The organism is Nocardioides sp. P5_C9_2 (assembly GCF_054049555.1).
Window position 1 is genome coordinate 1 of record NZ_JBFUMD010000623.1, and the last position, 1,821, is coordinate 1,821.

At 73.5% G+C, this 1,821-nt stretch carries 4 protein-coding genes; 2 read left to right on the plus strand and 2 right to left on the minus strand.

The window, feature by feature from the left end:
- On the plus strand, positions 1-840 hold an 840-nt coding region (locus tag ACXJKL_RS20330; RefSeq protein ID WP_457208807.1), incomplete at its 5' end, for a sensor histidine kinase.
- On the opposite strand, the gene ACXJKL_RS20335 is transcribed toward ACXJKL_RS20330, so the two are convergent.
- Entirely contained in the window at positions 803-1,066 is a 264-nt protein-coding gene (locus ACXJKL_RS20335) for a metal-sensitive transcriptional regulator (RefSeq protein WP_056925264.1), read from the minus strand. The two genes, ACXJKL_RS20330 and ACXJKL_RS20335, sit on opposite strands and share 38 nt — an antisense overlap.
- Positions 1,066-1,464, minus strand: a complete 399-nt coding sequence (locus ACXJKL_RS20340; protein WP_457208808.1) for a DUF302 domain-containing protein — start codon at positions 1,462-1,464, stop codon at positions 1,066-1,068. The genes ACXJKL_RS20335 and ACXJKL_RS20340 overlap by 1 nt, the downstream gene beginning before the upstream one ends.
- Before the next feature lie 63 nt (positions 1,465-1,527).
- Here ACXJKL_RS20340 and ACXJKL_RS20345 point away from each other — a divergent pair.
- Positions 1,528-1,821 (plus strand): rhodanese-like domain-containing protein (locus tag ACXJKL_RS20345; protein ID WP_457208809.1); only part of this gene is annotated, 294 nt, incomplete at its 3' end.

Here is a 1,821-nt window from a genome sequence, read left to right on the forward strand (position 1 = left end):
GGGGAGCTGCGCCTCGACGTAGCGGCCGGACGCGACGACGAGGTCACTCGCCTGGGACACACCCTCAACCAGATGCTCGACGCGCTGGAGGAGGCCCTGGGTCGCGAGCGCCAGTTCGTCGACGACGCGAGCCACGAGCTGCGGACCCCGCTGACCCTGCTCACCTCGCGCATCCAGCTCGCCCGCCGGCGCCTGCGCACCGTGGCCGAGCACGAGGCCGTGCTCGACGAGCTCGCCATCGACGTCGCCCGCCTGGCCGACCTCGCCGACCAGCTGCTGACCCTGGGTAGCGGGCCGGGCGTTCGCCCGGGCGACGCTGGCGGGTGCGACGTCACGGCCGTGGTGGCTGGCGCGGTGGAGCGCCGGCGCCTGGCGCGCCCCGAGCACGCCTCGGAGCTGGCGGTCGAGCTGCCGTCCGAGGCCGTCCCCGCGAGCATCGCCGCGCCCGCCCTCGAGCGCGTGGTCACCAACCTCCTGGACAACGCCCTGCGGCACGGCGGCGCGCCCGTGAGCCTGCGGGTCCGCGGCGTCGAGGCGCACGCCGTCGTCGAGGTCTCCGACGCGGGACCGGGCATGCCCCCGGACCTGCTGGCCGAGGCCACCCGCCGGTTCACCCGCTCCCCCGAGGCGCGCGCGCGTCCGGGTGCCGGGCTGGGCCTGGCCATCGTCGAGCAGGTCGTGACCGACGCCGGCGGCGAGCTCCGGTTGTGCCACGACGGCACGCACCACGCCGTGGGCGTCCCGTCCGGGGTGCCGTGCGACCACGGGCCGGGGATGACCGTGACCGTGGTGTTGCCGGGGCTCAGGCCAGGGAGAGGAAGAGCTTCTCCATCTTCTTGACGTCCACGGAGTCGATGCCGTCGCCGGCGGTCAGGCACTGCTGCAGGCCGCTGGCGACGATGGCGAAGCCGGCCCGGTCGAGCGCCTTGGAGACGGCGGCGAGCTGGGTGACGACGTCCTCGCAGTCGCGGCCCTCCTCGAGCAGGCGCAGCACGCCCGCGAGCTGCCCCTGGGCGCGCTTGATGCGGTTGATCACCGGGGTCATCTCGGTCGGGTCGAGCTCCATCAGTCCTCCTGGGTGAGTGCGGCGAGAGCGGCGCTGATGCGCTGGCGGGCGTCGGTCGCCACCCGGCCCAGGGCGGCGTGGTCGGACATGCCCATCATCACCGCGGGGTCGAAGGCCTCGACGACCGTGGTGTCGGCGTCCACGGACCGGACGACCACGTTGCAGGGCAGCACCGCCGCGATCGACGGGTCCACCTGGATCGCCTCGTAGGCCAGCGGGGGTCGGCAGGCACCGAGGATCACCTGCGGAGGCAGGTCGACGTCCAGCTTGGCCTTCATCGTGGCCGCCAGGTCGATCTCGGTGAGGATCCCGAAGCCCTGGTCGGCGAGGGCGGCGCGGGTCGCCGCCACCGCCTCGTCGTAGGGCAGCGGCAGCGTCCTGCTCAACGTGTAGTCCATGTCGACCAGCATACCCCCGGGGGTGTTTTGCCATTCCTTTGAATACCCCCTAGGGTATTTCTCATGGCTGACACGACTCCTGAGATCTCCGTCGAGCAGTACGCCGCCGAGCGCGAGCGCGGCGTCACCATCGACGTCCGCGAGCGGGCGGAGTACGCGCAGGCCCACGTGCCGGGCGCGGTCCTCGTCCCCATGGGCCAGCTCGCCTCCCGCCTCGACGAGATCGACCGGTCCGCCCGGGTCCACGTCATCTGTGCCTCGGGCAACCGCTCGCGGGCGATGACCGACCTGCTGGTCGCGGCCGGCTTCGACGCCGCGTCGGTCGCCGGGGGCACCCGCGCCTGGCTCGAGTCGGGT

Excerpts from the sequence above, each read along its gene's own strand:
- ACXJKL_RS20335 (WP_056925264.1), bottom strand. The coding sequence starts at position 1,066 with ATGGAGCTCGACCCGACCGAGATGACCCCGGTGATCAACCGCATCAAG.
- ACXJKL_RS20340 (WP_457208808.1), bottom strand. The coding sequence starts at position 1,464 with ATGGACTACACGTTGAGCAGGACGCTGCCGCTGCCCTACGACGAGGCG.